We start from the raw sequence: 17,834 nt of genomic DNA on the forward strand, positions 1-17,834 counted from the left end.
CACCTTGTTCGGCAGTAACGGGCTGATTTTGTTGAATTGTTCTTCCGTTAACCAAAATGGTCCTGACATGAAACCCTCCCTGTTTCATACAGTGAATCATATTTCCATTTATAGGTCTACGCCCTAGTAATGTAAGATTGGATATTACCGATCGTGATGGCGACACAAGCCGTGTAAAACTGACGTACCGTGTCTGTTTTTCAGCCTGTGAAATCAAGGACGGGTCCGTATTTGTCGAAAATGTAACCCTGCGCGGTGATGACCCTGTCTGGGATGATCACCTGCTGACCCTTCGCAACCGGTGCCTGAAGGCACAGCGCGGATGCATCAACCGTGAAATCGTCCGGAATGTCGGCAACAATGTTCTGGATGAAGACCCGGATACAATCATCTTTGGCTGGGTGATCGGCAACAAAGATGAAGTATACGCCCGTGTCCGGCTGACGCCATTCCAGCCAAGCGGTAGCCAAGGAGATTCCAATACAATCTCTGCCCATTTCGGCCCTGCCGGATAAGGTAACATTGGTTTCGTTTGACACCTTTGGCAGAGGCGGATGCATATCATTCGCCTTTGCCTGCGAAAGCAGTTTTGCACCCTACAATTATCGCGTATTGTGATGACGAGCTACTCATTCTTCATTCGCCCTACCACACGCCGCATCAATGACACAAACAGCTCTCGCTCCTGCTCTGACAAATCCCCCAACGCCAGCTCATTCTGCGCCTTCGCCGCTTCCAGCGCCCCGCCGCGCATTTCACGCGCCTTATCGGTCAGATAAACCAGACGGGCACGTTTGTCACTTTTGTGGGCGCGGCGCGTGATCAACCCGTCCCGCTCCATCCGTTTCAGGGTGTTGGCCATCGTCGCCTGTTCCACATCCAGATGCAGGCGCAGGTTTTGCTGGGTGATCCCATCCAACTCCCACAACACCAACAAAGTCATAAATTGCGCAGGTGCCAATCCCAGTGGTTCGATCCGGCGATACAGCCCTTTTTCAAACAATCGCGCCATGTGATTGGCCAAATATCCGGCGGATTGGGTTTTGAAATCTGTCATGGTGGTGAATTTACACTTGCATAGCATGCTATGCATATCTGGAGATTCCCATGAAACATAAACTTCACGCCATTGCCGACACCACCGCCCTGCTGACCATCCTCACCTTCTGGATCTCGACGCTCATATCCGAACTGTTCGGCAACCACACCCAGATCACGTCGGTCAAAACCTTCGTGCTGTATGGTATGGCCCTGCTGATCCCCGCAATGATCGCGGCAGGGGCCAGCGGCGCGTCCCTTGGCAAAGGCTGGAAACTGCCCGTGGTAAGACGCAAAGCCAAACGGATGAAGATCATCGCCGCCAACGGCATCCTGATCCTGATGCCCAGCGCTTTCTTTCTGGCGTCAAAGGCCCAAGCGGGCGCGTTTGATACAATGTTCTATGTTGTGCAGTTGTGCAAACCGCAGAAATCATCGCAGGCGCCACCAATATCACCCTATTGTCGTTGAATATGCGCAACGGGTTGGCCCTACGTCGCCGTCGCAAACCGGTCGCCAAATAGCAAAGCACCGCATCACACTGTTTGCCTGTCGCTTTTGGACTTGCTTTGCCGCCCGCATACGCGTTCATAAGCCCTGCAAACAGGGATAAGGAAGCAGCGCAGTGTTCCTCAGCGTATTTGATATGTTCAAAGTCGGCGTCGGGCCGTCATCATCCCATACTATGGGGCCAATGATTGCGGCTGGCCGGTTTCTGGACCTGCTACGGGCATCCCCGTTTCAAGCGGCTGGGCTGCGCGCGTCCCTGCATGGATCATTGGCCTTTACTGGCGTCGGCCACGCCACCGACCGCGCCACAATTCTGGGACTGGCGGGGTTCTTGCCCAAAACCTATGACACAGGCTTGGCCGAAACGACCCTCACCCAGATCAAAGCCAGCAAAACCGTCACACCCGCCGACTTGCCCCCCCTGAAATTCGACCCCGCAAAAGACCTGATATTCGACTACGACACCCCGCTATCGGGTCACGCTAACGGCATGATCTTGATGGCCACAGATGCGCAGGGCGACGTGGTGTTGCAGGAAACATATTATTCCATCGGCGGCGGGTTCGTGGTGACCGAAGCAGAACAGGCGATGGAACCGATCCTCGATGCGCGTGACTCCATGCGCCCCTACCCGTTTGAAACCGCCGAAATAATGCTGGAGATGGCGGCCTCAAGTGGTAAATCCATCGCCGAATTGAAACGCACAAACGAGTTGACCCACATGGAGGTTGCCGAATTTGATGCCGGGCTGATCCACCTCTGGGACACCATGAACGACTGCATTGATCGTGGCCTTGCCACCGACGGCATCCTGCCAGGCGGTCTGAACGTCAAACGCCGCGCCCATTCGGTCCACCAATCCCTGCTGGCGGAACAAGGCCTAAACCTGACAGCGCCCCACACCATCAACGACTGGATGTGCGTCTATGCAATGGCGGTGAACGAAGAGAATGCCGCCGGTGGCCAAGTTGTCACCGCGCCGACCAACGGCGCAGCTGGCGTGGTCCCCGCCGTCGCCCGCTACTGGCTGGATCATGTGCCGGGCGCCAGCGTCTCGCGCATCCCCGAATATCTGCTGACCGCCAGCGCCATTGGCGGGCTGATCAAACATAACGCATCCATTTCGGGGGCCGAATGTGGATGCCAAGCCGAAATCGGCTCGGCCTCGGCCATGGCTGCGGCGGGTTTGTGTGCCGTTCTGGGCGGCACCCCGATGCAGGTGGAAAACGCCGCTGAAATCGCGCTGGAACATCATCTGGGCATGACCTGCGATCCGGTCAAAGGGTTGGTGCAGGTGCCTTGCATCGAGCGCAACGGTCTGGGCGCAATCAAAGCCGTCTCCGCCGCCTCCTTGTCGATGCGCGGCGATGGCACTCACCTTGTGCCGCTGGACAGCTGCATCGAGACCATGCGCCAGACGGGCGTGGATATGAGCGAACGCTATAAGGAAACATCGCTGGGCGGACTGGCCGTGAATATCCCGAATTGTTAGGGCCCGACCAACCGGGTTAACACCTCCCCATCATTGTTCCATAAATATCCGCGCCGCAGGCATCACCCTTCTCAGCCCAGCGCGCACTCCCACCTGATGCCACTCACCCCGACAAACCGCGCCATCCGGTCCAGTTCCGCCTCCAGCTTGCGAACCCGCGCGCCCGTCCAGCCAAAGCCGCGCTCCAGCCAGACCTGTTTCACGACCAACCCATCCTTGGCCCGGTCCGCCTTCATATCAATCCGTCCAACCATCCGGTCACCTTCCAACAGAGGGTAAACATAATACCCCCACTTGCGCTTGGCCGCGGGCACGAAAATTTCGATCCGGTAGTCAAACCCGAACAGCGCCGTTAACCGCGCACGATCCCGCACCACAGGATCGAACGGGTTGATAATCCGCAAGCGGGACGTCGGGGCCGCAACCTGCTCCAACCGCGCCTCGATATCCTCGGGCGCAAACGCTTGCCCCCAACTGCCGTCCCGCGCCTGAACCTGAACCGGCACCAGTCCGGCACCACTCGCCCATTCCTTCACCTCCGGCGCGCTCACCGCCGCCCAGAACCGCTGAATATCGCCCAGCGTTCCATACCCCAACCGCGTCAACGCCCCCCGACACAACCAATCCACCTGATCCGCATCCGCATGCGCCACATCCCGCACAGCATCCGGAATAACCCGCTCCGCCAAATCGTAAAACTTCTTGAACCCGATGCGGTGCGATGTCGCCAACTCCCCCGCATACCACATCCTGTCCAACTCGACCTTATGCGGCGGCCGCTTCCACATGCCCTTGGCCCCTGCAACCTTGGTGTCAAACGCATGGGTCGACAATGGGCCTTCATCGCGTATCCGCGCAATAATCGCCGCCACTTCCCGCTTGCTCATTGTTGTGCGGTAATAGGACGACCCCGTCGCATATTTGCGTTTGCGGGCGAACTGGCGCTGCCAATAGGGATAGGTATCCATCGGCAAACACGACGCATCATGGGTGAAATGCTCGAACACTTCACCCTCGGCCAACAACGCCTCCAACCCGCCCTCGCGATAAGACTGATCACGGCTCCACAGGATATGATCATGCGCGCGGGCCACATTGCGAATGGTATCCAGCTGCACAAAGCCCAAACCCCGGATGATCCCCATCACATCAGGCCGCCCCACTGGCGCGGCCGCCATCCCCTGCGATTGCAGCCACAGGCGGCGGGCGGTGCGGTTATCTATGCTAAGAACCACGATCTAAAACCCGACCAATGGCCGGATGATCTGCCACAAGTATTGCGCACCCGAAACCGCTGGCTCGACCGCAGCCAATGTTCCGATAACGGCGCCTACTCCGGCACCGCCCAATAGTAAAACCCGCACCAACCGGCTACTCAACCGATACCGCGCAGGCTTGCTCTCGCCCTCAGGATCATCCGCCCCCATGACCTCGGCCGCATCCGCCCGCATTTCCTCGGCAAGGTCAGCATCCGAGTTCTGCGCCACAGCCTCAGCCAACGCCACAACCGTATCGCGTTGCCCCTGATCCAACCGCCCAAACCGCAGCTTGGCCCGCGCATCAACCGACGCCCGCACGTCCACATCGAAATTGTAAATATCATCCGCGCTGTTTTGCAAATCACCCAGAACATCGCCAATCAGGTTATCGCCTTCCGGCAGCACCCCGTTCTCGATATGTCGCGCCACATGGCCCACCACCTTGTGACACACCTCGAACAGGCGGATCGCCCGATCAGGATAACGCACCAAAACATCATCCAGCACATCCGCCTCATCCCCCAGCGCCGAATACTGGTTTCCGCCTTTGCGCATATCCCGCGACACATCCGCAATGCGATCCCGCGCATCCTTCAAGCTGCGGGCGGGCAGTTCGGATACGGGGACAACATGATATTCCCCGTCATAGGTCAGGGTTTCAGGGTAAGGCGTCGCCTCCCGCGCATACTTCTGCTCAATCTCCCCAATCAGGGCATTCACCCGCGCTGGCCCCTTCTCCCACTCCGCAGGCTCAATCAGCGCAATCTCTTTCAGCATATCCCCGTTCAACGGCGCCCCCGCCAGAACCGAGTCATACCATTTGATCCAGAACGACCAGTCTACCGGAGCGGTGGTACGGGCAGTTTCTTCTGGGCGGGACGAGCTATGAACATGTAGCTTTACTTTCACCTTCGTCCAGACACCAATCAGCGGGTTCTCCCGCTTGGCCCACAGTTCCAGACCATCCAAATCGTCACCCTCGGCGATCACCATACAATCTGCGCGGATTGAGGCCCAAACGGCATCGGCGGCGGCATCGGCGGCAAAGGCGGCATCGGCGGCGGCATCGGCGGCATCGGCGGCGGCATCGGCGGCGGCATCGGCGGCAAAGGCGGCATCGGCGGCGGCGGCGGCATCGGCGGCGGCGATGATCTCGGAGGTTGGCCTAGTGCGCGCAACCTCCGAGATCAGATAAAACCGCAAAAACGGCAAAGCTGTCAAATCACCTTTACGTGCAGCCTTGAATGTAACCGTCCACTCCCAATAAACCGGCAACACCCGCATCGCCGCCCGCCGCGCAATCCAGACAGACACCTCTTTCGGCTGGTCCCTCAACCACCCCTCAAGGCTATCCCGATCCACTATATCCTTAATCTCAACCATCCCCGCACCCTGCCCGCTACCGCCCCTCCACACAACCCGAAAACAAACCGCTTCCTATTCCCGCCATCCCGCCGCATTCTCCCCGACATGCGCTATGACACAATCATCATCGGCGGCGGCATCATCGGCTGCACCACCGCGTTCTATCTGTCTCGCGCGGGCCACAAGGTGCTGCTGATCGAACAGGCGCAAATCGCCACAGGCACCACCGCCAACAGCTTTGCATGGGCCAACGCCTCGACCAAAACCACCGACGCGACCTACCACAACCTGAACGCCGCGGGGCTGGCGGGCTACCAGACCCTGCTACAGGAATTCGGCGCAAAAGCACTCGGCATCAACCCGACCGGCGCACTCGAAGTCACCTCGAAATCTGACGCCGATGGTTTCAAAGCCATGCAGGAACAGGCCCGCGCCCTGACCGCCCTAAACTACCCGAACCGCTGGATCACCCACGCTGAACTGCACACGCTTGAGCCAAACATGACTTTCCCAACGGATGCCCAAGCGCTGTTGTCCCCCGACGACCTCTGCATCAACGCGCCGCAGTTCACCCGCTTCATGGCCGACCAAATGATCGCGCACGGCGGCACCCTGCAGCAAAACTGCACCGCGACCGAACTGCTGGCCACCGACGCGGGCCAAGTCACCGGCCTGACCACCACCAAAGGCACCTTCCACACCGCCAACATCCTCCTCGCAACCGGCCCAAACACCGCCGTCACGCTGGCCACCCTCACCGGATACGACGGCTTCGCCACCCGCTTCCCGCTGAACCAAATCCCCGGCCTGCTGCTCACCACCCCGCCGCTGGCCACGCCGGACCAGGTCCGCCACCTCTATTACTCGGCCCCCCTAAACGAGCTGCACATCCTGCCGGAATTCAATGGTGGTTTGAAAATCGCCTCGGACGACATCGACGGCATGATCATCGACAACCAATCCACCGATCACCTCCGCGACATGGGCCAACTGCTGCTAAACCGCGCCTACAAAGTGCTGCCACACCTCACCGGCACCATCAACATTGACGACTGCATCCTCGGCATCGGCGTGCGCCCCTACCCCAAGGACGGCAAAACCATCGCGGGGCCAATGCCCGACGCCAAAGGCCTGCACATCATCGCCACCCACAGCGGCATCACGCTGGCCCCCGCTCTTGGCCCGTTAATGACTGAGGCAATCACCCAAAACACCACCCCCGAGCGCCTCGCCCCCTTCGCCCTAACCCGCTTCGCCGGATTTGACTGAACCCTTTCTTCTTTTCCTAAATACCTGCGCCGTAGGCTAACAGCGCTTGGGGCGACGCCGTCAGGCGGCGCAACCGTTAAGCAGAGCGAACCACTCCCCTTAACACCTCCCACCGCACGCCCTGTTAACCCGCCTGCCCCGTGGAAAACCGCATATGCAATTCATATGGAATTCATATGCGATTCATATCCGCCAAAACGCTAAAACCGCCATATTAACCAAGCCAAACACACCCCTACCCCCGCGCCCGCCGCAAATCCCCGTCCGGCGCATTAACCATTGCCCCCGAAATCACCCCGCCATAGCCTGCCCGAATGTCCATTGCCCCACACACAGACCGCCCGCTTTTCGGCATCCTGCTGATGGCCGCGTTCTGCGTGCTGGCCCCGTTTGCCGATGCTATGGCCAAACTGCTGGGCGATACCGTGCCGGTGATCCAGATCCTCACGATCCGTTTCGCCATCCAGTTAACCATCCTGCTGCCCGTCGTCCTGATCACGTGGCGTGATTTGCGCATGTCCAAACGCACGCTGGCGCTGCTGTTCTTGCGCGCCATCCTGCATATCATCGGCATTGGCGCGATGTTCCTGTCGCTGATCTATCTGCCACTGGCCGAAGCACTGGCGATTGCCTTTGTCGAACCCTTCCTGCTGCTGCTGCTGGCGTGGTTGATCCTGAAGGAACACATCGGCCCACACCGGCTGACAGCATGTGCCGTCGGCTTTATCGGCACGCTGTTTGTGATCCAGCCCAGCTTTACCGATGTTGGCGCGGTGGCGCTGCTGCCACTGGTCGTCGCTGTGGCCTTCGCCGGTTTCATGATCGTCACCCGCCAGTTAACCACCAATTCAGACCCCATCACCCTGCAAACCATCAGCGGCGCCATGTCATTGATCCTGCTTGGCATCACCCTGTGGATGACCTCCTCCAGCACCCTCCCCGCCCTGACCCTGATCAGTCCAACCCGTCCCGACTGGATATTGCTGATTGCATTGGGCGTCATGGGCACCCTCGCCCATCTGATCATGACATTGTCGCTAAAATACGCCCCCACCGCAACGCTGGCACCGGTGCAATATCTGGAAATCCCCTTTGCCACGCTGATCGGCTGGATGATATTTTCCGACTTCCCCAACGGGCTCGCTGCCATCGGCATCCTGATCACCATCGCGGCGGGCCTATATATAGTGATGCGCGAACGGCGGATTGCGCAAACGGGCTAGCCCAGCGCCTTAATCACCGTATCCAGATGCTCCAGCGGCAGGATCATCAACAGCTTTGGTTTTGACACCTGCACCTCAACCACCCCCGCGCTGGCTTCGTTCGAGGTGCCGATCTTGCCGTCCGGCGCCATCTCCAGATCTGTAAAGGACCACCGCAACCCCGTGGATGTGACCTGACAGCGTGCCAACGGAAACAGTGACACCCGTGTGCCAACCGGCAACTCCAGCCGCACCTGATCCGGCACCACAAAACACAAATCCACCTCACCCAGCAGCACACAGCGCTTGTCAGAATGGCGCACCATTGCGTTATAGGCCGCCAACTCGTGATCCAGCCGCCCGCCAGTAAACCCGACCCCCAATATCAACGGGGCTTTAATGTTGCGCAGGCATTTGTCAAAATCGGTGCTGTCTTGCTCTTTGACCCTATGCAAGCGCTCGGGCGGGATTTGCGCTATAGTATCGGCATCAATCGAATCAAAATCGCCGATAACCGCCTTTGGTATATGGCCCAAACCCAGTGCAACCCGTGCACCACCATCCGCCGCAACCAGATTCGGGGCAAAACGGAACGCATGGTTAACAATATCGGGATTAACCAATCCGCCACCCAACAGGGTTATAGGGTGATTTGTGTCAACAATAGGGGGATTCACCGTATTTTACTGCCTTTTTGGAAAAACCGCCACAATTTGGCCATGAATTAATACCCAAAAATTCCCTGTTTTGTCCATGAAATCGAACCATTCGTCGGTGAATATGTTGTTGAAGGCAGAAAAAAATAGAAAGAGAGCAGGCCAATGATTGGTGCGAGCAAAATTTTAACAGTCTCATACGGCACATTTTCGTGCACCCTTGAGGGATTCGACGATTCCTTTGGCACGATGAAGGCGATTGCCGAATATTTCCGTGATCTGGCGGCCGATGACCGCTATTTTGGCGCCGAACCTCCGACGCCTGATGCAGAGATGCTCGCCAAGATTGCTGGTCGCGAAATCAAACGGCAAGTCGAAGCCAAAATTGATGACAATGGTGTTGTATTGCGCCCGATCGAGCAATCAGTTGAAGTGGCCGCACCGGTTGAGCAATCCGCTCCGGCTGTAGAGCCCGCGCCTGTTGTGGAAACTGCCCCTGTTGTGGAGCCCACAATTACAGAGCCTGTCGCAAAAGAAGAACCCGCGGCACTGGTTGTTCCGACCAATGAATATGACGACACCCAGGACGAGGCACGCGCCGAGTTTGTGTCACCTGAGGCACCCGTCGACAGCGACACCGAGAGCGTTGCCGCCAAACTGCGCCGCATCCGTGCGGTTGTGGCCAAGAACCAGACTGCTGGTGCGGCTGCGTCGATCTTTACAGAAGAGACACCCGAAGATGAGGCTGATGAGGCCGCGCCCGAAGTGGACGAGCAGGATGACGTTACCGTTGACGCCAAAATCGACACTGAAATTGAAGCCGAAATCGAAGACACTGAAGAAGACACTGACCTGAGTGCAATGATGAGCCGGGTGGCACAGGATTCTTCCGACACCTCCGATGAGCAAGACGATGCCAGTGAGCAAGACGAAGCCGACGTTAAATCTGCGGCTGATGAAGACGAATATGAAGAAGATGGCGTCGAAGATGACGATGATGGCTCGCTTGCCAATATCCTTGAAACAGTGACGGGAAATGCCGCTACCGAGGATGATACCGCTGAAGAAGAGGTAGCCGAAGCGGTGGATAGCGTTGAGGAACGCGATGTAGGGCTAGAAATGGCAAAGCTTGTCAAACCCACTCGTGCCCGCGTTATCAAGGTGAAAAAACCTGTCATCGAGCAGACGGATGAAGACGAGGCGGACGCCTTGGACGATATCATCGCCGATGCAGACACCCAGAACGATACAGAATCCGCTTTGGGTCAAACCAACCTTTCGGCCGAAGACGAAGCTGAATTGATGGCCGAGCTTGCAGATGTCGAAATGGAAACACCCGCCGAAACAGATACCGGCATTGATACCGCAATGCGTGTAGAGCGCGCCAATCGTGCCCTGCACGACGAGGGCGGTGCCGAGGACGAGGCTTCTGTGTCGCGTCTGCTGGATGAAACCAACGCAAAGTTGGAAACCAGCGGCAGCACGCGTCGCCGTTCCGCTATTTCGCACCTTCGGGCTGCGGTGGCGGCAACCGTTGCAGAACGCAAGGTAAACCCGAAGAAAGACGTGCAAACTGCCGATGATTCAGACGCTTATCGCACCGATCTGGCCGAGGCCGTGATCCCGCGCCGCGCCAAAGCAAAAGGCGGCACCCGCGAGGCACAACCAGCGCCGTTGATCCTGGTTTCAGAGCAACGCATTGATGAAATCGATACTGCCGAGCAGTCAGAGCCAGCCGCAACAATTCATCCGCGCCGCATTGTGAAAGACATGGCACCTTTGCACGAAGTCGAAAATGATCTGGCTGATCTGGACCCATCAGACAACAGCGATGACAGCACTGACGATGGCGCAAACATATTCGCCGACAGCACCAGCTTTGCCGATTTCGCCGAAAAGATGGGCGCGACCGAACTGCCTGATCTGCTAGAGGCCGCTGCCGCCTACACCGCATATGTCGAAGGGCGCCCGCATTTTGCGCGTCCACAGATCATGCGTCAGGTGGCCAGCTTTGCCGGCAAGAACGAATTCAACCGCGAAGAAGGTTTGCGGTCATTCGGGCAATTGCTGCGTCAGGGTAAAATCATCAAGGTCAAGCGTGGCCAGTTCGAAATCGCGGACTCGACCCGTTTCAAACCCGAAGCCCGCTACGTTGGCGAATAAAACAGAATTCTCACTCTTAACCGTGTGAATGACAAATGGGGTGGCCTGCGGGCCGCCCCGTTTATTTTTTGTCCTGCTCGTTGTCGGTTTGCGCATCCGGATCGGCTTTGCCCACCCCGAGAAACACAAACTTGAACGGGATCATCCACAGGAACCCCAGAACGATATAGACCGCCAACTCCAACAGGAATGGTGGGCGGTCAAACAGCGACACCACAAACAGGGCAGCCGCAATATATAGCGGCAGGCCGATCAATAATATGATCAAAGACCAGCGGCGGCGGGATTTATAAGTCAATTTCGGCTCCTGTGGCTTCAGTCAGCAAACGGATCAGTGACAAGGATGGTATCTTCGCGCTCGGGCGAGGTCGACAGCAGGGCGACCGGACAATCAATCAGCTCCTCCACCCGACGCACATATTTGATCGCGGCGGCGGGCAGATCATTCCATGATCGCGCCCCTTCCGTACTTTCCGACCACCCCGGCATTTCCTCGTAAATCGGTGTGCAACGGGCCTGTTGGTCTGCCGCTGTCGGCAGATAATCCAGCCGCTTGCCGTCCAGCTCATAGGCCACACAGATTTTCAGCGTTTCAAACCCGTCCAGAACGTCCAGCTTGGTAAAAGCGATCCCCGAAACGCCCGATGTTGCGCAGGTCTGGCGCACCAGAACCGCATCAAACCAACCACAGCGCCGCTTGCGCCCCGTGTTGGTGCCAAATTCATGACCCCGCTCGCCCAGACGTTGGCCATCATCGTCATCCAGTTCGGCAGGAAACGGCCCTTCGCCAACGCGGGTGGTATAAGCCTTTACAATTCCCAGCACAAAATCAATCGCGCCCGGCCCAAGGCCAACGCCCGTTGCCGCCTGTCCCGCAATCACATTGGACGACGTCACATAGGGGTATGTGCCAAAATCGATGTCGAGCAGCGCCCCCTGCGCCCCTTCAAACAAAATCCGCTTACCGGCTTTGCGCTTTTCGTTAAGCACCTTCCACACAGGGGCCGCGTATTTCAGTATCTTTGGTGCAACTTCAGTCAGTTTTGCCAGCAATGCCGCGCGGTCCACAGGCTCCATCCCCAACCCGCGGCGCAGCGGATCATGGTGCATCAACGCACGATCCACCCGCAATTCCAGCGTTTTGATATCGCCCAGATCAGCCACCCGAATGGCACGCCGCCCGACTTTGTCCTCATAGGCAGGGCCAATGCCGCGCCCCGTGGTGCCGATTTTGGCAATTGAATTCTGGTTTTCGCGGGCACGGTCCAACTCGCCATGGATCGGCAGGATCAGCGGCGTATTTTCGGCAATCATCAGGTTGTCAGGGTTAATCTCGACACCCTGCGCACGAATGCCCTCGATCTCGCCCAGCAAATGCCACGGGTCCAGAACCACCCCGTTGCCAATCACGCTTAATTTGCCGCCACGCACAATGCCCGATGGCAGGGCGGCCAGTTTGAAAATCTCGCCATCAATCACCAGAGTGTGGCCCGCGTTATGCCCACCTTGAAACCGCGCAATCACATCGGCACGTTCCGACAGCCAATCAACGATTTTGCCTTTACCTTCGTCGCCCCATTGTGCACCGACAACAACTACATTGGCCATTAAGAATCCCCAGACATCAGTTAAAACCCGTGCCCTTGTAGCCGCACCCGTGCCTGCAATGAAACCGAAATATCGCCACAACACTGGACAGATGTCTAACAAACCTGCAATTCTTGCGAAAAACCGAGGGAAGATTATGGGTTTTTTGATACGCTGGGCATTTGCGTTTGGCCTGCTGGCGGCTACGTTCAACCCGACCGAGTGGAATTATGTCCGCTGGTCGCTGGCGAATTACACGTCCGAATTACCGATGACCGTTCTGCTGGGCCTGCTGCTGGTGATCGGATATATCGTCTACTTGCGCGCCACGCTGCATTCCATCGGGATGCTTGGTATGTTTCTGGTGTCGTCCGTTGTCGCCGCGTTGGGCTGGGTTTTATATGACCGCGGGCTGCTGTCGCTGACCAATTCCAGCGTCAATGTCTGGATCGGCATTTTCGCCATGTCGGTGGTTCTGGGCATTGGTCTATCCTGGAGCTTTGTGCGCCGCGCCTTGTCAGGGCAGGTCGATGTCAGCGAAAGCAACGAATAGGGCATACCTCGTTTAACCGGATACAATCGAGCGCGACTTGCCCTAAAGGGCTTGCGGGCGCGACCGTCACCCCCTAGATAACATCAAACCTAATCAAACGGACCTCACTGCCCATGGAAAACGTCATTCTCGTCATTCATCTGATCTTGGCCCTTGGCCTGATCGGTGTCGTGTTGCTGCAACGCTCTGAAGGTGGCGGTCTGGGCATGGGCGGCGGCGGCGGTGGCGGCGCAATGACGGGCCGTGCTGCGGCATCCGCATTGACCAAAGTGACGTGGATACTGGCAATCGCGTTTATCGGCACTTCAATCGCGATGACGGTGATCGCTGCGAAAAACTCGGCCGGCTCATCGGTTCTGGACCGTATTGGCCCTGTGCCGGTAGAGCAGACAGCACCAATCGCACCGTCTGCCGATGATTTGCTGCCCCCAAGTGCGGGCGACACACCGATCACACCTCCACCCGCAGACTGATGTGTTAGCGGGGCTAACCCGCTACCACACATAGGTTTTGAAAATAATTCCACAACATCATGTTGTGGTCTGTTGCCAAATCGATGCGAATCTACTATAGGTCAAATCCCGTGATGGTGTGCATCTTTTGCTGCAAAATGCGCCTAACACAACAATGAATTCACGGGGGGGCGCCAACCACATGGCACGATTTATTTTCATAACTGGTGGTGTTGTTTCCAGCCTCGGCAAAGGTCTCTCTTCGGCTGCGTTGGGGGCTTTGCTACAGGCGCGAGGCTATACCGTTCGCCTGCGCAAACTTGACCCCTATCTAAACGTCGACCCCGGCACCATGTCACCGTTTGAACACGGCGAAGTGTTTGTCACGGACGATGGCGCCGAAACCGATCTGGACCTTGGCCATTACGAGCGTTTCACTGGTGTGTCCGCCCGCAACACCGATTCCGTGTCCTCGGGCCGGATATATTCCGACGTGTTGGAAAAAGAACGCCGCGGCGATTATCTGGGCAAAACCATTCAGGTGATCCCGCATGTCACCAACGAGATCAAGGATTTCATTTCAATCGGCGAGGATGAAGTCGATTTTATGCTGTGCGAGATCGGCGGCACTGTGGGTGACATCGAGGCGCTGCCGTTCTTTGAAGCGATCCGGCAGTTTTCCCAAGACAAACCGCGCGGCAAATGCATTTTCATGCACCTGACCCTGATCCCCTATCTGGCGGCGGCGGGCGAATTAAAAACCAAACCGACCCAGCACTCTGTTAAAGAATTGCGTTCCATTGGCATCGCCCCCGACGTGCTGGTGTGCCGCTCCGAACATCCGATCCCTGACAAAGAACGCGCCAAAATCGGGCTGTTTTGTAACGTGCGCACTGAAAACGTGATTGCCGCTTACGATCTGAAATCAATTTACGAGGCCCCGATTGCCTATCACCGCGAGGGGCTGGATACCGCCGTGCTGAACGCCTTTGGCATCACCGACGCCCCGTTGCCCGAAATGTCACGCTGGGATGATGTGGCCGACCGGATTTTCCACGCCGAGGGCGAAGTCAAAGTCGCCATTGTTGGCAAATACACCCAGTTGGGCGACGCCTATAAATCCATCAACGAGGCCCTGACGCATGGCGGCATGGCCAACCGCGTGAAGGTCAATGTTGAATGGGTCGATGCCGAGGTGTTTGACACCGAAGACCCCGCCGCCCATCTGGAAGGCTTCGATGCCATCCTTGTGCCCGGCGGGTTTGGCGAACGCGGCACCGAGGGTAAAATCAAGGCCGCCGAATTCGCCCGCACCCGCAAGGTGCCCTATCTGGGCATTTGTCTGGGCATGCAAATGGCGGTGATTGAGGGTGCACGCAATCTGGCGGGCATTAAGGATGCAGGCAGTGAAGAGTTCGATCACGAGGCTGGCGGAAAACGCTTTACCCCTGTGGTCTACCACCTGAAGGAATGGATTCAGGGCAACCACAAGATCGCGCGCAAAGTTGACGATGACAAAGGCGGCACGATGCGGTTAGGCGCTTATACGGCGCAACTGGCGGAAGGGTCCAAAGTGGCCGAGGTTTACGGCACCACCACGATCGAGGAACGCCACCGCCACCGCTACGAGGTGGATATGAAATACCGCGAAGCGCTCGAGGTGCAGGGGATGCAGTTTTCTGGCATCTCGCCCGATGGCCGTCTGCCCGAGATTGTGGAGTGGAAGGATCATCCGTGGTTCATCGGTGTGCAATTCCACCCCGAATTGAAATCAAAACCGTTCGACCCGCACCCGCTGTTCGCCAGCTTTATCAATGCGGCAATCGAATCCTCGCGACTGGTTTAAGGAAGCATCAGAATGGCAAAAGCATATTGGGTTGGCCACGTCATTGTCCGCGACGCCGCCGCTTACGAAAAATACCGCGCCGCCAATGCCGTGGCCTTTGAAAAATACGGCGCGAAATTCCTTGTCCGTGGCGGCGAACAATCCGTTAGAGAAGGCCGCAGCCATCCCCGCACCGTGGTTCTGGAATTCGCCGATCTGACGACCGCGCAGGCCTGTTACGACAGCCCCGAATACCAAGCCGCCAAAGCGCTGCGCGATCCCGCTTCGGATGCTGATATGGTGATTGTCGAGGGCTATGACGGCTAAGTGATTGGCATCGTTAAGCGTTGCCTATATATCAACCTCATGTTTGGTGAATTTCTAAAACGGCTTACAGCCCCCGCCCCCGCCCCGCTTGTCGATACCGACGCCCGCCTTGCGCTTGGCGCATTGCTGGTTCGGGTGGCCAAATCGGATGAACATTACGACGGGTCCGAGGCCGCCGTAATTGATCAACTTCTGTCCAAACGCTATGGATTAAATTCGGCACAGGCGGACGAGCTGCGCGAACAATGCGAGGCGCTGGAATTCGAGGCCCCCGACACCGTGCGCTTTACCAGCGCCATCAGAAAAGCTGTCGACATCGAGGACCGCATCGGGGTGATCGAAGACCTCTGGGCGGTGGTATTGGCCGACGGGGTGCGCGACGCGGATGAAAACACCATGCTGCGACTGGTAGCAAACCTGTTGGGCGTTAATGACATGCAAAGCGCCAAAGCCCGCCACAGGGTGCAGGCCGAACTGGATTGATCGCCGCCCTGCCGATGTATGACCGCATTGAAACTGCGGGAGCCAATGACCGGTTTTGGACGGCAATACGACCCATCCTCGGCTATGGCCCCGACACTTTGACACGCAACATGGACGTCTGGGGCATTTGGCAAAGCCCCGATCTGCTGCTCGCCCAAACCTGCAGCTACCCTTACCGCGCCCGCCTGCACGGACACGTCACCCTGATCGGCACCCCCGATTACGGCGTGCCGGATTGCCCTGCGGGATACTATAACAGCATCTTTATCGCGCGGCGCGATGATCCTCGCCGCAACCTGCCCGATTTTGACACCGCCACATTCGCCTATAACGAGCCAATGTCGCAATCCGGCTGGGCCGCGCCGATGGCGCACATGGCCGCGCAAAACCTGACATTTGGTGGCTACATTCAATCCGGCGCACATGTAAAATCAGCCCTGATGGTGGCCCGCAATGACGCCGACATCGCCGCAATTGATGCAGTCACTTGGGCGCTGATCAAGAAGTTCGACGCCTTTGCCAGCGACTTGCGCATCATCGCCAAAACCACCCCAACACCGGGCCTGCCCTATATCGCAGCAACGGGGGCCGACAAGCCAAACCTGTTTTCAGCCATCACCAAGGCAATTTCATCCCTGCCTAGCGACACGCGCAATACCTTGCTGATCAAGGGGTTTGTCGACATCCCTGCCGCCCAATATCTGGCGATCCCCACGCCAGATGGTCCTGACCGGCACATATCCTGACGTCACACCCCGTATTAACCATTGCAATTGCCCCCGATTCTCATCCTAATGCCTTGGGGGAAATAATAAAAAGCTGCTTATACATTGACTGATACAAAACCACCCGTCATCGAAATCCGCAACCTGCACAAAGCCTATGGCGATCTGGAGGTCATTAAAGGCGTTGATATCACCGCCCACGCTGGCGATGTGGTCTCGCTGATCGGATCAAGCGGTTCGGGAAAATCCACCCTGCTGCGCTGCGCCAATCTGCTGGAAGATAGCCAACAGGGTGAAGTGCTGTTTCAAGGCGAAGCGGTGAAGTGGCGCGGCACGGGGCTGCACCGCCACCCCGCCGACAAACATCAGGTGATCCGCATCCGCACCAATCTGTCGATGGTGTTCCAGCAATTTAACCTGTGGTCGCATATGTCGATCCTGCAAAACGTGATGGAAGCCCCCGTCACTGTGCTGGGCCGCGACAAGACCGAGGCCGAAGCCAGCGCGCGGGCCTATCTGGACAAGGTCGGCATTGGCGACAAATGCGACGCGTGGCCCGCCCAACTGTCAGGCGGTCAACAACAACGCGCCGCAATTGCGCGGGCGCTGGCGATGGAGCCGCAAGCGCTGTTGTTTGACGAACCCACATCGGCGCTGGACCCCGAACTGGAGCAGGAAGTTGTCAAAGTGATTAAAAACCTGGCCGCCGAGGGGCGCACCATGTTGCTGGTCACCCATGATATGCGTCTGGCGGCTGACGTGTCGGACCACGTAATATTCCTGCACGAAGGTCGGGTCGAGGAAGAAGGCTTGCCAGCTGAGCTGTTTGGCCACCCAAAATCCAAGCGCCTGCAACAATTTCTGAGCGCGAGCCAACCCGACTAACACGACGTTTTACAACCAACCACGATGGCGGCTACTATCCAGC

At 57.6% G+C, this 17,834-nt stretch carries 19 protein-coding genes; 13 read left to right on the forward strand and 6 right to left on the reverse strand.

Annotated features, from left to right (window positions below):
• Positions 1 to 137: 137 nt before the first annotated feature.
• Positions 138 to 515 carry a hypothetical protein gene (locus ACWB12_RS05890; protein WP_479529133.1) on the forward strand — a complete coding sequence of 126 codons (378 nt, stop codon included), beginning with the start codon at positions 138 to 140 and terminating at the stop codon, positions 513 to 515.
• A gap of 110 nt (positions 516 to 625) precedes the next feature.
• On the opposite strand, the gene ACWB12_RS05895 is transcribed toward ACWB12_RS05890, so the two are convergent.
• A complete protein-coding gene (locus ACWB12_RS05895) occupies positions 626 to 1,057 on the reverse strand; it encodes a MarR family winged helix-turn-helix transcriptional regulator (protein ID WP_479529134.1) in 432 nt (143 codons plus the stop codon).
• Positions 1,058 to 1,107: 50 nt separating this feature from the next.
• Here ACWB12_RS05895 and ACWB12_RS05900 point away from each other — a divergent pair, with 50 nt between their 5' ends.
• Together ACWB12_RS05900 and ACWB12_RS05905 are read left to right on the forward strand one after the other, a co-directional pair.
• Complete coding sequence (locus tag ACWB12_RS05900; RefSeq protein ID WP_479529135.1) at positions 1,108 to 1,509, forward strand: hypothetical protein; 402 nt, start codon at positions 1,108 to 1,110, stop codon at positions 1,507 to 1,509.
• 154 nt (positions 1,510 to 1,663) lie between these two features.
• On the forward strand, positions 1,664 to 3,040 hold the full coding sequence (locus ACWB12_RS05905; protein ID WP_479529136.1) for an L-serine ammonia-lyase: 1,377 nt from the start codon (positions 1,664 to 1,666) through the stop codon (positions 3,038 to 3,040).
• A gap of 71 nt (positions 3,041 to 3,111) precedes the next feature.
• Here the strand turns inward: ACWB12_RS05905 and ACWB12_RS05910 are convergent, their stop codons facing one another.
• The gene (locus ACWB12_RS05910) at positions 3,112 to 4,275 is read right to left on the reverse strand and encodes a winged helix-turn-helix domain-containing protein (RefSeq protein ID WP_479529137.1); all 1,164 of its coding nucleotides are present in this window, start codon (positions 4,273 to 4,275) and stop codon (positions 3,112 to 3,114) included.
• Positions 4,276 to 4,278: 3 nt separating this feature from the next.
• On the reverse strand, positions 4,279 to 5,682 hold the full coding sequence (locus ACWB12_RS05915) for a hypothetical protein (RefSeq protein WP_479529138.1): 1,404 nt from the start codon (positions 5,680 to 5,682) through the stop codon (positions 4,279 to 4,281).
• A gap of 87 nt (positions 5,683 to 5,769) precedes the next feature.
• Between ACWB12_RS05915 and ACWB12_RS05920 the strand changes: the two genes are divergently transcribed.
• Positions 5,770 to 6,933, forward strand: a complete 1,164-nt coding sequence (locus ACWB12_RS05920; protein WP_479529139.1) for an NAD(P)/FAD-dependent oxidoreductase — start codon at positions 5,770 to 5,772, stop codon at positions 6,931 to 6,933.
• Positions 6,934 to 7,247: 314 nt separating this feature from the next.
• Positions 7,248 to 8,156, forward strand: a complete 909-nt coding sequence (locus ACWB12_RS05925) for a DMT family transporter (protein ID WP_479529140.1) — start codon at positions 7,248 to 7,250, stop codon at positions 8,154 to 8,156.
• Here ACWB12_RS05925 and ACWB12_RS05930 read toward each other — a convergent pair.
• Entirely contained in the window at positions 8,153 to 8,812 is a 660-nt protein-coding gene (locus ACWB12_RS05930) for a thiamine diphosphokinase (protein WP_479529141.1), read from the reverse strand. The two genes, ACWB12_RS05925 and ACWB12_RS05930, sit on opposite strands and share 4 nt — an antisense overlap.
• A 144-nt stretch (positions 8,813 to 8,956) precedes the next feature.
• Between ACWB12_RS05930 and ACWB12_RS05935 the strand changes: the two genes are divergently transcribed.
• Positions 8,957 to 10,954 carry a hypothetical protein gene (locus ACWB12_RS05935; protein WP_479529142.1) on the forward strand — a complete coding sequence of 666 codons (1,998 nt, stop codon included), beginning with the start codon at positions 8,957 to 8,959 and terminating at the stop codon, positions 10,952 to 10,954.
• A 61-nt stretch (positions 10,955 to 11,015) separates the two neighbouring features.
• Here the strand turns inward: ACWB12_RS05935 and ACWB12_RS05940 are convergent, their stop codons facing one another.
• Together ACWB12_RS05940 and ACWB12_RS05945 are read right to left on the reverse strand one after the other, a co-directional pair.
• Positions 11,016 to 11,252, reverse strand: a complete 237-nt coding sequence (locus ACWB12_RS05940; protein WP_479529143.1) for a DUF2842 domain-containing protein — start codon at positions 11,250 to 11,252, stop codon at positions 11,016 to 11,018.
• Between the two features lie 17 nt (positions 11,253 to 11,269).
• Positions 11,270 to 12,562, reverse strand: a complete 1,293-nt coding sequence (locus ACWB12_RS05945) for an adenylosuccinate synthase (RefSeq protein ID WP_479529144.1) — start codon at positions 12,560 to 12,562, stop codon at positions 11,270 to 11,272.
• Positions 12,563 to 12,698: 136 nt separating this feature from the next.
• Here ACWB12_RS05945 and ACWB12_RS05950 point away from each other — a divergent pair, with 136 nt between their 5' ends.
• From ACWB12_RS05950 to ACWB12_RS05980, 7 genes are all read left to right on the forward strand, one after another.
• Positions 12,699 to 13,094 carry a DUF6524 family protein gene (locus ACWB12_RS05950; RefSeq protein ID WP_479529145.1) on the forward strand — a complete coding sequence of 132 codons (396 nt, stop codon included), beginning with the start codon at positions 12,699 to 12,701 and terminating at the stop codon, positions 13,092 to 13,094.
• 113 nt (positions 13,095 to 13,207) lie between these two features.
• Entirely contained in the window at positions 13,208 to 13,567 is a 360-nt protein-coding gene (gene secG / locus ACWB12_RS05955) for a preprotein translocase subunit SecG (protein WP_479529146.1), read from the forward strand.
• 181 nt (positions 13,568 to 13,748) lie between these two features.
• Positions 13,749 to 15,392, forward strand: coding sequence for a CTP synthase (locus tag ACWB12_RS05960; RefSeq protein WP_479529147.1), 1,644 nt, complete (start codon positions 13,749 to 13,751; stop codon positions 15,390 to 15,392).
• 12 nt (positions 15,393 to 15,404) lie between these two features.
• A complete protein-coding gene (locus ACWB12_RS05965) occupies positions 15,405 to 15,698 on the forward strand; it encodes a DUF1330 domain-containing protein (protein ID WP_479529148.1) in 294 nt (97 codons plus the stop codon).
• A 39-nt stretch (positions 15,699 to 15,737) separates the two neighbouring features.
• On the forward strand, positions 15,738 to 16,181 hold the full coding sequence (locus ACWB12_RS05970) for a tellurite resistance TerB family protein (protein ID WP_479529162.1): 444 nt from the start codon (positions 15,738 to 15,740) through the stop codon (positions 16,179 to 16,181).
• Entirely contained in the window at positions 16,178 to 16,927 is a 750-nt protein-coding gene (locus ACWB12_RS05975) for a phosphate/phosphite/phosphonate ABC transporter substrate-binding protein (RefSeq protein WP_479529149.1), read from the forward strand. The genes ACWB12_RS05970 and ACWB12_RS05975 overlap by 4 nt, the downstream gene beginning before the upstream one ends.
• An 84-nt stretch (positions 16,928 to 17,011) precedes the next feature.
• On the forward strand, positions 17,012 to 17,791 hold the full coding sequence (locus tag ACWB12_RS05980) for an ABC transporter ATP-binding protein (RefSeq protein ID WP_479529150.1): 780 nt from the start codon (positions 17,012 to 17,014) through the stop codon (positions 17,789 to 17,791).
• The last annotated feature ends 43 nt before the right edge of the window (positions 17,792 to 17,834 follow it).

The organism is Profundibacter sp., from assembly GCF_056498605.1.